Origin of the sequence: Chordicoccus furentiruminis (assembly GCF_019355395.1) — a bacterium.
GTDB lineage: Bacteria > Bacillota > Clostridia > Lachnospirales > Lachnospiraceae > Chordicoccus > Chordicoccus furentiruminis.
The window spans coordinates 2477325-2491593 of record NZ_CP048829.1; the positions used below are offsets into that span (position 1 = coordinate 2477325).

The window sequence follows — 14269 nt, forward strand, 5'->3', positions numbered from 1 at the left end:
CAATAGAAAGGAAACGGTGCAGGTATGAATAAGACTGCCATTAAAAACTTTGCCATCTGGGCAAGAAATAAACTGATCGCGGATATCAGCTACCGTGCTGGCCTGATGGGGATTACTGCGGACGGTATTCAGAAAGCATTGCCGCAGTCTACCGGAACGACTGAGTTCTACGACATCGGCACGGCGGAGCCTTATTCCATCAGCGGAGACGCCGTAAAACAGAGGAAGCATCTAGTAGAGCTGATCCAGCGGAAAGAGAAGGAAACAAACTATAAGACTGCCTATAAATATGTTCTGGAGGAGGTTGCCTATACTTGGTTCAACCGCCTGATCGCCGTGCGCTTTATGGAAGTTAATGATTACCTTCCTTCTCATATCAGGGTGCTTTCTTCTGACTCCGGAAAGATGGAACCGGATTTGGTGACGAATCCGTTCAGCGCAGGCTTGTCCTTCACTTCGGAGGAAGAACAAGCTATCTATCAGCTGAAGCAGGAAAACAAACTGGATGAGGTTTTCCGTATCCTCTTTATCAAGCAGTGCAATGCATTGAATGAAAATCTGCCGGCACTGTTTGAAAAAACCAGCGATTATACGGAGCTGCTGCTAAATCTGTCAGTCATTGACCAGGACGGCGTAGTCTATCATCTGGTACACGATATTCCGGAAGAAGATTTCGATGTGGAACGCGGCGGCCAGGTAGAGATCATCGGCTGGCTGTATCAGTATTACAACACCGAGCCGAAGAATGAAGCCTTTGCAAAGAAAGGCAAGATTACCAAAGAAGAAGTGCCTGCGGTCACGCAGCTATTCACACCAGACTGGATTGTACGTTACATGGTGGAGAACAGTCTTGGCCGCCTGTGGGTTGAGGGGCATCCGAATGATGACCTGAAAGCAGGCTGGAAATACTATCTGGAAGAAACTGAGCAGGAACCGGGAGTGCAGACAAAGCTGGCTGAAATCCGTGCTGAATATTCGAAGCTGAATCCGGAAGATATTAAGGTGATCGATGCTAATTGCTCGGTTTTGATACAAGAATACGAAAGCGAAACAAGGCTGAATGTGGCTTAATTAAAGGGCTTTCCGAGCGGAGGGTTCTTTTTTTATGCTCAGAATTCGGAGCAGATGATGAGTTTTGGTACAGCAGTGCGAAGGCGCTGCCAGAGGGGTGTTCATACTCACACACGATAAAAAATGTGTCAGTATCAATCGTTAAAATGTAAGGCATAGAAAATTCAGAAAATCTTCCCTTGCCCTTCATCTAAAATGAGCATATACTCATAGCTAATCCTCTCCGAGTTTTCGGAGGGGTGTCTTTATCTTATTTCGACCGGAGAGAGTTCCGGCGTCCCGTGCCGTCCGGCACAACCTTTACCACATAACTTTTAAATCTATGAAGCGGAGGACAATGAATGGCAAAACTGGTATCCAAGAGAACAACGACAACTGTAACTGAAGAGGTGGAGTTAATTCCGGCAGTACCCGGGGAGATGAAAGGTCATCGTTTCATGAAAGTAGGTGGTTATGGCACCTACCGCGGGGCTGATGGAAAGGACGTAGGCAAACCGCAGATAAACCTGAATGCCAAGTGGCTGGCAGAAGCCGGGTTTGATGTAGGTGAGCAGATAGACGTGGAAGTTCATGAGAATGAACTGGTAATCAGAAAACTGTGTGTGCAGGCATAATGAAAGCGGCGCCAGGGTGATCCTGACGCCGCCGTTTTGTTTATTCTGCGTTGTACTTCTGCCCGATGGCTTTTGCCCTGTCGAGGTAGTAGTACACGTTCCGTTTTTTGATGCCGAGCGTGTCGGCAATCTCCTCTGCGGAAAGCCCATCCACGTTCTTTGCCTCAAAGACCTGCGCGATGATGGGGTTTTCCTTGTCCATCAGCTTCTTGATGTCTTCATACTCCAGTTTTGCCTGGAGCTGCTCCATCATGCGGTTGTCGCCTGCCTCAATTCCAGACTCCAGCATCACATCCCGCGAGATGATATCCGGCTCATGCTGATCCCTGTATTCCGGGAAAGGACACTCGGCGCAGCGGTTGCATTCCGGGCAGCGGACGAGCGTCCCGGGGCGCTTGCCGGGTACCCTGCAGCGTCTTTCGCGGTAGGCATTACGGTGTTTCGTCCTGAGTTCCCCTAAAAGGAACCGGTAGGTATGCTCATCAGCAGGGGTCAGGTGAACCGTCACCTTCTCGGAACCAATCCGCCAGGTGCGGCACTGATCCCACGTGATGCCCAGGGTTTCAAGCTGCTCACGGTGCTCGATTTCAATCGGCGCCGCGAAAATCTCTCTGCCGCTTTTTTCGAGTGCGGACAGTGTCTCGGCCTCAGTCGGGGTGAGGTCAGCCCATTCGATATTCTTTGCCATTAGATCGTCCTCCGTTTTGGCTGAAACGGAGCCGATCCATATGGCTTGTCAGTATTCTGCTGTTCATGACCACCTCATCGGATTTCTCCGTTTCTGAAAGTGGTCAGTGGCGTATGACACTGACGTGATTTGTTAGGGGTCGCCTGCTTTGACCATACGCACACCTTCCGGCCGGTCAGGTGCGTCGCCACAGGCGATTGAGTTAATCAGTTTCTCAGATCTGCCTCGTAGGCATAGAGTTCGTTGAATACCTCGGAGTAGTAGCATGGATTTAAGTCCTCAAGGCCTGATGCATTGTAGTTGTTGAAAATCGCCTGGACTGTCTCATACCCAATCTGCTCTCCGACAAAGGCTGCTGACTGCTCGATACTTATTCTCCAGCTTTCGTTGTCGATCATTGACTTCTCCTTCCCCAGAGGACTTGCCGTTCCGCAGGCTGGAACCTCTGAATTCTTTGTTGACCGAGGATCGGAACTGCACTTCGGCTTGTCGACGAGCCACAGTGCTCCTTCGGATGATGCCAGAATAGCGCAGATCAAAAGTAATGTATATTCTGACAAAAATACATTACTAATGGCGCTTTTGTTCCATTGCTTACTTGAAATTTCTCAGAAGAACAGCTATTATTTATGTATTACATTACTTTTTGCATTACTTTCTCCGAGAAATAAAAAAAGGAGCCCCTGAGCAGGACTCTTTTGAGGAAAGATAAAAGGTGATTTGAGTGGGAAAAAAAGCGAAAATCGAAGAAAATTTTTTGACGAGCAGTATATTTACCTTTGAATCATATAAGTGCACTTGTGAAGAGACATCTGTATCTACCAACATCAGCATGCTCCCGGTACCCGCAGTAAAACTGACTCCGGATACCAGGATGAAGGTTTATTTTGCCTTTGGTTCTAAGGTGGGATTGGTCCGGCTGAATGAAGATGGCTCGATTGCTGAAAGCAACATCCTCGGGAAGCTGGTAGCGATCAATAGAAATGATATCAGGGCTTACTTCTCCTTTTTTGAGAATAATGGTTTTTTCTTCCCGATTGCAACAGATAAGTCAGAGATTATTGGACTGAACGAACTGCAATTCCTTGTCGGCCGACTGCAGGCCACGCTTGAACTGATGTCAACGATCACAGATATGTCCCGAACAAGCTACGAGAGAATTATCCGTATGATTTTTTATCACTTGTTTGCCCCAGTTGTCTCGGTTGAAACAAAAGATGGGAAGTACAAGTATGTATCGGACATTCATCAATACAGCAAATACCTCGAAACGAATAAGGATGCTGACCGAGCTCCGCGCTTAAATGATACATTCAATAACGAGAATTTCTCTTTTAACGATAACATTGCCGCTTTTTCAATGAATGCAGATTTTGTGGACTCGGTTCTCAATGGGACACCAGCCGACAGCAAGTACCAAACTCCGCTATTCCAGAATGTGTTCACGGCATATTGTGCGCCGCGTGACGGGAAGCCTAAAACCATGCTGTTCATCAACGACTTTGTTTTTCATTACTTCTATGAAGTTGGAATTATCGATTACGTCGATTTAGAGAAAACACATTACATTAATGATGAGGTCCATAAGGAGAACTTTACTGAGCAGCTGAAGAGCGCAGCGGTGAGGACAGCTAAGTTCATTATTAAGGAGGAGATAGAGTCGAATCTGAGACGGGTAAGGCCAACGTATAACACGGCTATACTGGAGCCGGCATGGAAGATCGATTCTCTTCTGAGTGCGTTGTACTTTGGTTTGTTTTATATGCGTCCAAACATGGAAACGTATCGGCGTTGTGCAAATCCAAAATGCGGGGAATTCTTTCCGGTACCGGTTTCATCAAGGAAGAAGAAATACTGCTGTACAGCCTGCATGAACCGAGCTATGGCAGCAAGGAAACGAGCCAGGGATAAGCTGAGCGAAACAAAATATGAATAAAAAAACGGAGAGGAAGGTCAATCCTCTCCGTTAATACTTTATGGTTCAAATGGACGCTCAATTTCCCGAATCAGTTCCTCCTTGTCGGAATCATGATTCCCGTCATAGTTCTTAAGCAAATAACGGGTATCAAACACTATGCCCTGAACCCGTTCGTAGATTTCGGGACTATCCGGATGGTCCACCCAGTCCCCGACAGCTTCAGCGACATTCCCAAAGAGGCTGTTGATGCCGAAGTCATTGTTCGTGCGGTTATATGGCATGATAAATGCATTGAACACCTGAGTGCCGGCGGGGGTCTTCTGATTTTTTACAAACTGGCCATACGTGATCTGCTTGTTTATATCAGAGGACTGTGGCAGAAGCCCAGGACCGTATTTCGGGAGTATTCCGTAACGATAGTATTTTGCATCAAGTACATAGAACTTCCCACCGTAAATCATTATGGTGTCGGGTTCGAGAGCACTTGCCTGTTTACCCTTATTCTTACCAAACCTTTCGGTCCATAATCCATGAGGGAAGTAGGCATCCTTGTTTGGTACACCGAAGACTTTATCAATCAGTCTTTCCCAGACTGTCTCAAATCTGTCCGTTCCGAAATAGAACTGTTTGTCGATGGTCTGATTATCCCGGAATTCGATCATTGCGATCATGGAGCGGAAGAGCATCTTATCGTCTACATTATTCGTGCTGCCAAGTTTTGCGTTGAGAGTAGCAAGAAACATATTCTTGTCGAACGTGATGTCTGGCTGCTCGGGAGTATTTGTGGTATAAATCCAGCCGATTCGTTCGAAACTTTCATACACACAGTACTTGTGAATGCGCGTGATTAAGCGGTTCAAGTCGGGGGTGGAAACACGGACAACCTGGTTCAGATAGAGAAGAGACTTCCCCTGAACCATTGGAGTTTGCGTTTTTATGGTTCTGCCCCAGTCTGTTTTGCCACGTTTGTCAACCTTATATGTTGTTTCGGTTTCGGTATAGTAGCTGCCATTGTGATCCAGGTAATAATTAATGACATTCAGGTATGCCTGGATGGGAAAATCCACGGACTGAGGAGCCGTGAATTTGTCCATCTCAAGGACTCGGTCTGTTTTCTCAGTGAACGTTGCGAGAACCTGGAACAGGTTCTTTATGTCTCTGCGGAGCTCATCATCCTGTGCAGGCAATTCATAACCCATAGGGAAATAGATCATCGCATTATTGCTGTCAGCTTTTACGCCGACAAAACGGTCACCATCTCCATTCTGGTTGATATGGCAGTGTTCTCTAATAACAAAATGCTCACGGTCTATGGCCATGGACTCACCACCAATCTGTTATGAATTACTCTTCGGTACGAGCGAATTGTAAATATTTTCCTTAAACACGAGAAAACGGCTGTTTCCCTGTGATGTGACGAAAAGGTCAATAACATCTTCCAGACTTTTTACTTTTTCCAGATCAAATACATCCTCCTTGGTAAATTTGAAGGCGTCATCCCACAGGTACTTCAGCACCTTTTCGGGAAAACGGCTGATTTGCCGTTCGCTGCCATCGCCGACAGCAAGATCCTCCTCTGAAACGAAATGGGTGCCAAGACGCTTATCTTCGGAGGACGTCATCCTTATGTTTTTGCCGAGGATGAAATTGTTAATCTCGGTAAAGAAATGCTCCCATGTTACATCGGTATCAAGGATCTTTGTCCCGGCAAATCGTCTCTCATCCTCTTCATCGTGGAATCTGTTCCTGATCAGTCGCATACTCCATCTGCGCTGAAAAGCCGTGTCCAAAGTGAAAACATTCTGGTCACTTGTATTCATGGTGCAGAGAATGCACATGTTCGACGGAATTGATACCTTGTGGCTGTCATCCAAATATACGATTTTTGCTATGTCAGCATTGGTGATTTCATATTCGCTGTTACCGTCCTTGTCGCGGTCAAGCAGTTGAAATACATCTCCGAAAATGGCCGGAGCGTTGCCGCGGTTCACTTCCTCGATAACCAGGTAATACATCTTTTCGGGGTTGATATAAGCTTTACGAACCAGCTTTGTAAAGGGGCCTGCTGAGAATTCATAGCTTACGCTACCATCATCAGAAACCTTGGGAAGAATCTGGCCGACGAAATCAGAATATGTGTAATCAGGATGAAAGACCAGACGCTCCATGCGATCTTCATTATCGCAGTATTCATGTTTGATAGTCCAAGATTTGCCTGCGCCGGGGACACCATATAGAATAATATTAGTTCCACCTTTGATTCTTCGTTCGTCGTAGTGTGCGGCATTCGCTGTTACGGAATCTGCTTCATTTCCGGCCTTACTTTGATATTCCTTCATGAAGGCTAATAGCTCAGTCTCAAGGTCATCATACACATCACCATATTCGGCGAGATAGTAAATGACGTTTCCAAGGTAGCCGGAAGAGGCATCAGGGACTGCTATTTTTTTAAGTACACAGGAACCAAAAATATCCTTGCAGGAACGAGTTGTCACTTTGTTCCCGTCTCTGATGTTAAGAAGTGCTTTGCCGGGCCTGAAATCAGGATCAGCCTGGATGAACTTCAGCATACGATCTTTGTCTTCATCGTTATCAAATAATGCAGAAAACTGGTCGTTGTCAGTTCTTCCAGAAGCCAGATCTTTTATGATGTCCTGATTATTTCGAATTCTCAAGTCAAAGAATTTACAATATGGATATAAAGCCTGTGCATATTTCTTACACACGACAGCAAGATAGAACCACTGGTTAGAGAAAAATACATTGTTGCTATCAGGCTTTACAACAGAGGTGGCTCCGTATACTCTTGCATAGCTTTCTTCTTTTTCAAATATTGCCTGAAGGCGGCTTTGCATTGTTTCGGATAAAACTATTTCAGGTATATCACTATCCAAAGCAGGGGGCTGAATATCAGCAGCTGTTAAATCTGAAAACATACTATAATCGTCCTCCTCCTTCTATTACCTGACCGGCAGTTCTTCAATAACATTGATTAATCTTCTTGCAACAGCCCGTACGACTGGGACGGCCACAGAATTGCCAAACTGTTTATAGGCCTGCGTGTCAGAGACGGGAATTATAAATTGTTCTGGGAAGCCCTGTAATCTGGCACATTCTCTTGGAGTGAGTTTACGTGGGTTTTTCCCATCCTGTTCTATAAGAATTTCACTTCCATCTTTATAGTATCTTGCACTGATAGTATTTGTATATGGAGAATCATCGTTGAAAAGAGAGTAGCCGAAGCCATTTCCCTTTTCTTGGTGTTCCTTCTTACGACGCTGATGTCCCTCCCAAAGAGAGTCGCTTATTGTATATTTTTCATCAACATTATGCTCGAGTATATCGCCAAGACGGGTGGGCTCATAGGTTGGTTCCGGAAACTCAAAATCATAATCTTCGGGCAGATCGAAGTATTCCCGATCTAAACCAATAATATAAATGCGCTCTCTATTTTGAGGTACGCCAAAATCCCCGGCCCTAAGTATTGCATATTTATGATAGTAATTTAGGTTATCGAGGTGCTCTAAAATCACACGAAGAGTCCGACCTTTATCATGGCCTTTTAACTGCTTGACATTTTCTAATAAAAAAGCCTTGGGTCGTTTTTCTTTAAGAATCCGTTCAATCTCAAAGAAGAGTGTTCCGCGTGTATCTGAGAAACCTTTCTTTAGACCTGCCTGTGAAAAAGGCTGGCAAGGAAAGCCACCGAGGAGGATATCAAAATCAGGAATATCTGATGCTTCTATCTTGGTGATATCACCCTGGGGTTCTTCGCCGAAGTTGACGCGATATGTTTTTTGGGCGAATTTATCCCACTCAGATGTAAACACACATTTGCCTCCCAGTTCCTGGAAAGGTATACGTATCCCACCGATTCCCGCGAACAAATCTATAAAGCGGAACTCACCATCTCCTTGAGCTGGCCTGAAAGGAATCGCTTCGGCAAATCTCATTATGCTGTTATATTCCAACGTGGATGGGGTTGATTCGCCGTTTTCCCATCGCCTTAAAGTGCGATCGCCATTTCGCCCCATTCCGAGTGCATCTGCAAAATCTTTTTGAGTAAGGCCAAGCTGCTTACGCTTTTCCTTGATCTCCTCACTAATGCTCATTAAGTGCGTACCTCCTAACCGTCGACTCTTAGGTCAAACTGTCCTCATTTTATCACAAATCCGCCCTCTTGGGAAGGGGAATTTCTAAGAAAATTTCGGAAAATTATGTACATTTCGTCTCCTCCTTGGTAAAATAAAGTGTTAGGCATATTCAAAGGGGGGTGCATCGAAATGCCTTTTATTCAGGATTTTCAAGATATAAAAGCCAAAATCAAAACTGACATCTCTCAATCGCAACTCATAATGGATGAAACATTGAGAAGAAGTGGATACGATACGGCTTCCCCTGAAGTTCAGTATGATCATATCTACGACATTCTTGCTGCGAGAGATTCTGTGCATAACGATATTCTTGCAGCTGGGTTGACAGAAGATGTTAAGGTCACAGGAAGTGTAACTGAATTGATCTGTAAAATAGGGCTGGATGCTGCAGCACAGGGCAGATATGATAAGTTGCCAAAAACATGGGACTGGATTGGCGATTTTGCCATTATGGGTTCTCCGTTCAATTTGTTCGTTTCTGTGAAAAGCTATAAAGCGAAAGAGCGTCTTATTGTTAGTGGAACCGGACAAAATGCTGCTCCGGTTGTGGGCTATGGCCTTTTTGATGATCCAAAGGAATGGACCCCGGATCGGGTAAAGCAGTACCGTCAGAGGGGCTTTATTGCAATCTATATGCCTCGGACACTGTATGATACTCTTGCGGACATGGATGCATCCAAACCGGGGCTTTCTAAAAAACTGCAGAAGAAGTATGCCAAAGATAAAGGTTATCCGGCTACCGAAATACTGAATATTTACGACCGTCCGCTGTTAAGAAAAATCGAGGAATTCACTTCAGATGTCTCTAATGTTTGTTTACCAACAAGCTATACATTAGACTTGTCAAGGTATTAAGCTATGGCAGACGTTCATTCCAAAGAGACTCGAAGTTATAACATGTCCAGAATCAGGGGAAAAGATACCAAGCCAGAGGAAATGGTAAGAAAGTATCTTTTTTCAAAAGGATTACGGTACCGGAAAAACGATAAAAGATTTCCGGGGCATCCGGATATTGTGCTTCCCAAGTATAACGTCATTGTCTTTGTTCACGGTTGTTTTTGGCATTTACATGAGAACTGCAAATATGCCAGATTGCCATCCTCTAATGTTGAGTTTTGGGAATCAAAACTCAATGGTAACAAAAGTCGAGATGAGAAGGTAAAAACTGAACTTGAAAAGATGGGGTGGACAGTTCTGACGATTTGGGAATGTGAATTAAAGACTGATAAACGCGAGAAGACACTTCAGACTCTCTATGAAAAAATTGTGGCTTCCTGAAAGCAGGTACGCCCGGCACCTATTACACATATAGGTGCCGGCGCTTTTTTTAGTCCTTCTTATAAAAGCTGCACTCATAGCCATCGGCCCGCAGGAGCAGACCCGGTATCCAAGGAGGTGTCCTCCCCATCTGGTCACAGACTTCCTGCAGGGACACATCCTTCCTGGCTTCGATGATCAGTTCATCATGAACATGACCGCAGATGAAGCAGTGGGACAGCGTCCGCATTGCGTAGGCAAGAATGTCTCTGCTGACCGCCTGGACTATGTTCTCCACGAACTTCGGACCGTAGGATTCGATGCGGCTCCATTTCTTTTGTGCATCCACCCCCATGTAAGTGACGGACTCACCACCGAACCTGTTCACACCGAGCTTGGGCTTTACATAGGCAAGTACCCTGCCGGAGGGCAGCGTGATGAACAGCATACCGCTCCGCACGGTGAACTCGACGTTTCCTACCTTCTGAGGAACCTTCCAACGGATGGCGGTCTTGATCGCATTGTCGACCGCCCACCAATAAGCCGTGATATTCGGATTGGATTCCCGCCACATGTCTACAAGGGGCTGAAGCTCCTCCTCGGACAGCCCCATCTCAATGGCACCCATCGCTTTGAGAGCGCCGACCGATCCGCCGTAGCCGAGGGCGAGTTCGGCGATCTTGCCTTTCTGACGGAGGTGGGCGTTCTGGCCGTGCTTCTCGACCGGAACATGGAACATCTGGCTTGCGGAAGCGCAGTAGATGTCGCCGCCCGTGCGGAAAACCTCTGCGCGCCATTCCTCCCCGGCAAGGTGTGACAGCACACGCGCTTCGATGGCACTGAAGTCGCTGACGATGAACTTGTACCCGGGGCGCGGCACAAAGGCGGTGCGGATCAGTTCCGACAGAACGCCAGGGACGGAGTCATACAGCATATCGAGCATCTCATAATCTCCCTGTTTTACCAGTTCCCTTGCCTGTTCCAGATCCTCCATGTGGTTCTGGGGCAGGTTCTGCAACTGAATCAATCTGCCGGCCCATCGCCCGGAACGGTTGGCCCCGTAGAACTGGAACATCCCGTGACAGCGGTCATCCCCGCAGACTGCGTTACGCATGGCTTCATACTTGCGGACGCTGCTCTTGGCAAGCTGGAGCCGGAGGGACAGCACCTCTGCCAGGTCATCAGGAGCGGTCTTTATCATGGCCGCGACTTCCTTCTTTCCCAGGCTTTCCGTCTCCATGCCGTTCTCGGCAAGATACTCCTTCATCTGTGCCACCGAGTTCGGGTTTTCAAGCCCTGTCTTTTCCTGCATTTTTGAGGTCAGGCTGTCCTTTGAGAGAGCATCGATCCGGAGGGCTTCCGAAACCATGTCCTGATCGATCATGATGCCCCGGTCGTTGATTTCCTGGTCGAGGTGGTATTCGTCCCACACGAAATCCGGCACAGGGTAGTTGCGGAGCCGCTCCTGGATCTGCATCTCGACCTGGACGTCCCGCTCGTTGTATTTTTTGAACAGTTCCCACTTGTCAGGGGCGTGCTCCGGGAGGTTCCAGGTGCGCCCTCCATTGCTCTTTGTAGGCTTGCATGGGGTGCAGAAGAAGCGGATCAGATCTTTGCCTTCCTTCATTTTCTGCTCCTCAAATCCGAGAGCCGCACCGACCTTCTCCAGGGAAAGGGGAAGCCCGTTATAAGCAGCCCAGATCATCGTGCACCTCCAGGATGCCGGATCGAGGTATGCGGATGCCGGATCTTCCGTGACGCTGTAGCCGCGGAAGTACCGGGGATAGTTCCTTCTCAGCCACACGGAGAGACACACCCGCTCGAATGCGGCGTTATAGGCCCACTTGGTGACTGTATCATCAGAGAGGGCGGCAATGATTTCTTCCGGGACTGCATCCCCGCAGGCAAGGTCATATACAGTGACGGGGCCGTTGTTCACGGACACGCCGAACAGCAGTATCCCGAAGTCCGGAGACTCCGCATATTTATAGGCACCACACTTGGTGATGTCGACGCTTGATTTCGTCTCAAGGTCCAAAGACAGGCTTTTAATATTCATATTGGTTTCCTTTCAAAAAGGCGGCGGGTGCTGTTCCACCTGCCGCCTCAAACTGTTTTTATTCAGTTTCTGCTGCTTCAGCTTCCTCCTGCGGAGCGTCCTTCCCGCGGAGTTTCTTCCGCACCCATTTCACCAGGCTGACCGCCAGGTATCCGATGAACCAGAGATCCATCGTGATGATCATGATGAAAGCGCACATGACCACGGTTTCTTTCATATATTCGTACATTGGCTTTTACCTCGTTTCAGTCAGGGCGGCAGGCGGGATGCCCACCGCCCGCGTTGTCATTTATCCCAGAAAATCCTCATCGTCATCATCGTCCAGGTCAGCGAAGTCATCCTCGGCACGGCTGTGTCCGCCGAGCGGGGTTCCGTCCGCCAGTTTCTGGATGTTGTTCAGGCCGCATGCGATGCCGCGGTTGCCGTTGCTGTTGAAGGCGTAAAAGTTGATGGACGCCCTGCCAATGATCCCGGAGTACAGTTCGCTGCTGTCCAGGATGGGGTTGCGGTCGGCATCGACCACGCCCGGCTTGGTTGTGCTGTTGGCGTTCACGAACCAGGAGTTGGCGTAAGCCTCGTCACCCTTGCGGTCCTTGTCGCCGTCGCGGAGAGGGGTCTTAAGGTCAGCAAGGTCGGGGATGAACTTGCTCGTACCTTTCAGCTTGCTCTGGCCTTCCTCGTAGGCTGCCTGGATGGCGGCGCGGATCTTCGCTACGGTCACGGTGTCGGACTTCGGGATGATCAGCGAAACGCTGTACTTCGGTGTGCCGCCGCCCAGCGGGACTTTCGGCTCGTTGACGTTCAGATAGGACATGACAGTGTTCTTGCCGGTGATAACCTTTGTAGGATTCTTGACTGCGTTACTCATAATCGTATTCCTCCATAAAATCATTAGCCGCTGCGTTAAACTCCGGACGTTTGTCTGTATTTGGAGCAAGAACGGGTTTCCCCTGGGGCTTCACAACCAAACCCCGCAGCAATTCCTCAAATCTCTTTTTGCCTAACTGTCTGGTCATGGCTGTGATGCCCAGCAGCTTCTTTTCATAAGGATCGTATCCGGCGTCCGATACGATCTGCGCGACCGCCGCCTCGTCTGTGTACCTGCGGTTGCTCCGGCCTTCGACCAGTTTGTACCCCGGGTACCTGACCCCGGAGAGCGCCTGGTTCAGCGCATAGGCTTTGATGTCCTCCGCCCAGGAAACCAGTGTGTCTATCTGCGGCAGGATCGCCGCGATCTCAGTCTCGTCCAGGGTGGGCGCGTCAGCGAAGTCGTACTGCGCGAGTTCCATAGCGTATTCAGCTCGTTTCCGGCAGCTTGCCTTTACCTTGCAGAACTGGCAGTGGTCGCCCGCATGGAATTCGCCGCCACCCTCATACGCGAGTTTGGCGATCGGGGCGAGGACTTCATCCGCCCACTTCAGCAGCTCATCCTTCGTCAGTTCAAAGGTGTCCACGTTCTCACGGCGGGGCTGAAAGATGGAAAGGCGGATGCGGCGGATGTCGTACAGGTCTCCGAAGGTATCGACCGCGCCGAGGGCATAGCACTTCAGCTGACTGTTGTCGGTGGCTTCGACCAGAACGCCCACACCGAATTTGAAATCGATGATGTGCAGCAGGTCATCCGCCACGATCACGGCATCGCCGGTGCCGAAACCATGCTCGACCCATTTGGAGAAGTCCAGGGTCTGCTCGACACAGACCAGGGGGTCTTTGCACAGCTTCTTTGCCTCTGCCACCTGTTCCATGACGAAGGCAGCGTAGCTTTCGGCGGCTTCCTGCATCTCGGCATCGTAGTACGTCAGGTCTTCGACCGGGTCCCTGCACGGCATCCCCAGGGCCTTCTCCAGAAGGTACTGGCAGAGTTCGTGCGCGTCCGTGCCCTGCTGGGCATAGGGGCTTCCCCGGTCTTCCTCCTGGGCGCATAGCTTTGCGCTCGGCGGACAGGCGAGCCATCTGTGGCTGGCTGACGCGGAGAGGTATGCGTGTTTAGGCATTTCCGATCACCTCCGCCTCCGCCACAACGGTGGCGAGTTCCTCCGGGTCCGTGATCTCGGAAAGCTGCCTTACGCCGTGGGCGGTCAGGATCGCCTTTACCTCGGCACGGTACCCCGTCCTGGACTTCTCGGCGAGGATGCCCCTGACTTCCTCAAGTGTCCACACCTTCGCGGGTGCTTCTGTCTCGGGAGCCTTTACGGGTTCCTCCTTCGGGATGTCCTGTTTCTTTGCCGGGGCCTCGGAGCCTTCCAGTGCGGACACGATCTCGTCAATGTCAGCGGAGAGCTTCTTCAGCCCGTCAATGAGAACTGAGATATCTTTCTTTTTCATTGAGGTTTGCCTCCTTTCTTTTGTTCTCGGTTTCCTACGCCCAGAAGTGGGTCAGTTTTACAGTGCGATTTGCATTTTTTCTGACCGCTCCTTTGCGTTCACCTTCCTACGCCCAAAAGTCCGCGGGTTTTACAGTCAGCTTTGAAAAAAAATCAGCCGGGTCGTTTTCCTTCTTAAAAAAGG

At 48.8% G+C, this 14269-nt stretch carries 14 protein-coding genes and 1 pseudogene; 5 read left to right on the plus strand and 10 right to left on the minus strand.

Annotated features, from left to right (window positions below):
- Nucleotides 1–24 precede the first annotated feature (24 nt).
- Nucleotides 25–1047 (plus strand): annotated as a pseudogene (locus G4C92_RS11205) (BREX-1 system adenine-specific DNA-methyltransferase PglX); the annotation flags it as partial.
- A 365-nt stretch (nucleotides 1048–1412) separates the two neighbouring features.
- Nucleotides 1413–1685 (plus strand): SymE family type I addiction module toxin, encoded by a 273-nt coding sequence (locus G4C92_RS11210; protein ID WP_274939929.1) that lies wholly within the window; start codon nucleotides 1413–1415, stop codon nucleotides 1683–1685.
- A 40-nt stretch (nucleotides 1686–1725) separates the two neighbouring features.
- Here G4C92_RS11210 and G4C92_RS11215 read toward each other — a convergent pair whose 3' ends face one another.
- Nucleotides 1726–2373, minus strand: coding sequence for a sigma factor-like helix-turn-helix DNA-binding protein (locus tag G4C92_RS11215; protein WP_274939930.1), 648 nt, complete (start codon nucleotides 2371–2373; stop codon nucleotides 1726–1728).
- 206 nt (nucleotides 2374–2579) lie between these two features.
- Entirely contained in the window at nucleotides 2580–2771 is a 192-nt protein-coding gene (locus G4C92_RS11220; RefSeq protein ID WP_274939931.1) for a hypothetical protein, read from the minus strand.
- A gap of 326 nt (nucleotides 2772–3097) precedes the next feature.
- Here G4C92_RS11220 and G4C92_RS11225 point away from each other — a divergent pair, with 326 nt between their 5' ends.
- Nucleotides 3098–4309: a BRcat domain-containing protein gene (locus G4C92_RS11225; protein ID WP_274939932.1), complete on the plus strand. Its 1212-nt coding sequence runs from the start codon at nucleotides 3098–3100 to the stop codon at nucleotides 4307–4309.
- A gap of 38 nt (nucleotides 4310–4347) precedes the next feature.
- Here the strand turns inward: G4C92_RS11225 and G4C92_RS11230 are convergent, their stop codons facing one another.
- From G4C92_RS11230 to dcm, 3 genes are read right to left on the minus strand one after another with little or no spacing between them, the layout of a single operon-like run.
- On the minus strand, nucleotides 4348–5610 hold the full coding sequence (locus tag G4C92_RS11230) for an LlaJI family restriction endonuclease (RefSeq protein ID WP_274939933.1): 1263 nt from the start codon (nucleotides 5608–5610) through the stop codon (nucleotides 4348–4350).
- An 18-nt stretch (nucleotides 5611–5628) separates the two neighbouring features.
- Nucleotides 5629–7227 carry an McrB family protein gene (locus tag G4C92_RS11235; protein ID WP_274939934.1) on the minus strand — a complete coding sequence of 533 codons (1599 nt, stop codon included), beginning with the start codon at nucleotides 7225–7227 and terminating at the stop codon, nucleotides 5629–5631.
- A 24-nt stretch (nucleotides 7228–7251) separates the two neighbouring features.
- The gene (dcm, locus tag G4C92_RS11240) at nucleotides 7252–8403 is read right to left on the minus strand and encodes a DNA (cytosine-5-)-methyltransferase (RefSeq protein WP_274939935.1); all 1152 of its coding nucleotides are present in this window, start codon (nucleotides 8401–8403) and stop codon (nucleotides 7252–7254) included.
- Nucleotides 8404–8574: 171 nt separating this feature from the next.
- Here dcm and G4C92_RS11245 point away from each other — a divergent pair, with 171 nt between their 5' ends.
- Together G4C92_RS11245 and G4C92_RS11250 are read left to right on the plus strand one after the other, a co-directional pair.
- Nucleotides 8575–9300: a hypothetical protein gene (locus tag G4C92_RS11245; RefSeq protein ID WP_274939936.1), complete on the plus strand. Its 726-nt coding sequence runs from the start codon at nucleotides 8575–8577 to the stop codon at nucleotides 9298–9300.
- Nucleotides 9301–9303: 3 nt separating this feature from the next.
- Nucleotides 9304–9723: a very short patch repair endonuclease gene (locus G4C92_RS11250; RefSeq protein ID WP_274939937.1), complete on the plus strand. Its 420-nt coding sequence runs from the start codon at nucleotides 9304–9306 to the stop codon at nucleotides 9721–9723.
- Nucleotides 9724–9772: 49 nt separating this feature from the next.
- Here G4C92_RS11250 and G4C92_RS11255 read toward each other — a convergent pair whose 3' ends face one another.
- Genes G4C92_RS11255 through G4C92_RS11275 form a run of 5 tightly spaced genes read right to left on the minus strand, consistent with a single transcriptional unit; the run spans nucleotide 9773 to nucleotide 14086 of the window.
- Complete coding sequence (locus G4C92_RS11255; RefSeq protein ID WP_274939938.1) at nucleotides 9773–11761, minus strand: DNA polymerase; 1989 nt, start codon at nucleotides 11759–11761, stop codon at nucleotides 9773–9775.
- A gap of 58 nt (nucleotides 11762–11819) precedes the next feature.
- Nucleotides 11820–11990 carry a hypothetical protein gene (locus G4C92_RS11260; protein WP_274939939.1) on the minus strand — a complete coding sequence of 57 codons (171 nt, stop codon included), beginning with the start codon at nucleotides 11988–11990 and terminating at the stop codon, nucleotides 11820–11822.
- Between the two features lie 60 nt (nucleotides 11991–12050).
- Entirely contained in the window at nucleotides 12051–12629 is a 579-nt protein-coding gene (locus G4C92_RS11265) for a DUF2815 family protein (RefSeq protein WP_274939940.1), read from the minus strand.
- Nucleotides 12622–13755, minus strand: coding sequence for a DUF2800 domain-containing protein (locus G4C92_RS11270; RefSeq protein ID WP_274939941.1), 1134 nt, complete (start codon nucleotides 13753–13755; stop codon nucleotides 12622–12624). The genes G4C92_RS11265 and G4C92_RS11270 overlap by 8 nt, the downstream gene beginning before the upstream one ends.
- Nucleotides 13748–14086 carry a hypothetical protein gene (locus G4C92_RS11275; protein ID WP_274939942.1) on the minus strand — a complete coding sequence of 113 codons (339 nt, stop codon included), beginning with the start codon at nucleotides 14084–14086 and terminating at the stop codon, nucleotides 13748–13750. The genes G4C92_RS11270 and G4C92_RS11275 overlap by 8 nt, the downstream gene beginning before the upstream one ends.
- Nucleotides 14087–14269: the final 183 nt, after the last annotated feature.